Source organism: Roseobacter sinensis (assembly GCF_025755255.1).
Classification (GTDB): Bacteria; Pseudomonadota; Alphaproteobacteria; order Rhodobacterales; family Rhodobacteraceae; genus Roseobacter; species Roseobacter sinensis.
This window is the reverse complement of sequence record NZ_JALIEB010000058.1, coordinates 1-1363: the sequence shown is the minus strand read 5'-3', so window position 1 is coordinate 1363 and position 1363 is coordinate 1. Positions and strand designations below refer to the sequence as shown.

The following is a 1363-nucleotide window of genomic DNA, read 5'->3' as shown; positions in this document are numbered from 1 at the left end:
AACCCGATGGGGTGGATAGCTCCTGCTCCCCCGGCGTCGCAATGCGCCATAATGCAGTTGTCTATCACTGCTAGGAAAGGAGCTACCCAATGCAGGTTACAACAGTTGGCATCGATTTGGCCAAGAACGTGTTTCAGGTGCACGGGATTGCCGAGAACGGACCGGTCGTTTTCAATCGTGCGATCCGGCGCGCGCAGCTTTTGGCTTTCTTCAAGGATCTTCCACAATGCCTTGTTGGCATGGAGGCGTGCGGCTCCAGCCATTTTTGGGCGCGCCAAATTTCTGCCCTAGGCCACGATGTGCGATTGATACCCGCCAACTATGTGAAGCCATACGTGAAACGCGGCAAATCCGATGCTGCCGATGCTGAGGCAATCTGCGAGGCAGTGACGCGCCCCACGATGCGTTTCGTTGCGATCAAGTCGGAAGAGCAGCAGGCAGTCCTCTTCTTACACCGCGCGCGTGATCTGATTGTTCGCCAACGCACTCAACTCGGGAACATGCTGCGCGGCCTGTTGGCCGAGTTCGGTATTGTGATCTCCCAAGGAATTGGAAGCGCGGTGAAGTTCGCCAAAGGCGTGTTGGACGGCGACCGTCCGACAATTCCCGAGGTAGCGGTCGACGTATTGGCCAACCTCAGCAATCAGCTCGTTGCACTCCATCTGCGGGTTCGATGGTACGAGATGCGCATGCGACTTCAAGCAAAACAGGATTCGCGCGTGGCACTACTTCGAACAATACCGGGCGTCGGCCCAGTCACAGCGTCAGCGATCGCAGCGACCATTGGAGACGCGCAGCAGTTCAGAAATGGCCGCGAACTGGCGGCGTGGCTCGGGTTGACGCCACTCAATCGATCTAGCGGCGGCAAGGAGCGGCTGGGACGAATCTCAAAGATGGGCGATCGCTACCTGAGGCGCCTACTCGTCACAGGTATGACCGCACGATTGAGGCAAATGAAGGTCAATCCAGACCGGGTCGATCCGTGGGCAATTGGACTGCTCGAGCGCAAACCAACCCGACTGGCCACCGTTGCAATGGCCAATAAGACGGCAAGGATCATTTGGGCTGTGTTGACCAGGAACGAATACTACCGCCCACACTACGCTTGAACAAAAGGAATAAAACTACGGAGACAGCAAGACCCGCGAGATGATGGAGCACAGTCAGCCCGCCAGCCAAGACACCCTGTCGAATGTCAGGGACACCAGGTTGTCCGAAAAACCCGTATGGGACTTGGCCTGCGGAAACCATCAGGGCCAGCGGCCGCGTGCGCCGCGCAAACAGGCCGGACACACGTCTGCATCTGACAAGTGCCAATCAGCCTCAAAAAAACGTCTTGCTATGCAGGAGCTTTCCACACACG

Annotated in this window: 2 protein-coding genes; both read left to right on the top strand. The window is 57.3% G+C overall.

What is annotated here, in order from left to right; translation table 11 throughout:
- Positions 1-89: 89 nt before the first annotated feature.
- Positions 90-1109 carry an IS110 family RNA-guided transposase gene (locus MUB52_RS23860; protein ID WP_263846658.1) on the top strand — a complete coding sequence of 340 codons (1020 nt, stop codon included), beginning with the start codon at positions 90-92 and terminating at the stop codon, positions 1107-1109.
- Between the two features lie 40 nt (positions 1110-1149).
- A partial coding sequence (locus MUB52_RS23855; protein ID WP_263846657.1) for a hypothetical protein occupies positions 1150-1363 on the top strand: 214 nt, incomplete at its 3' end.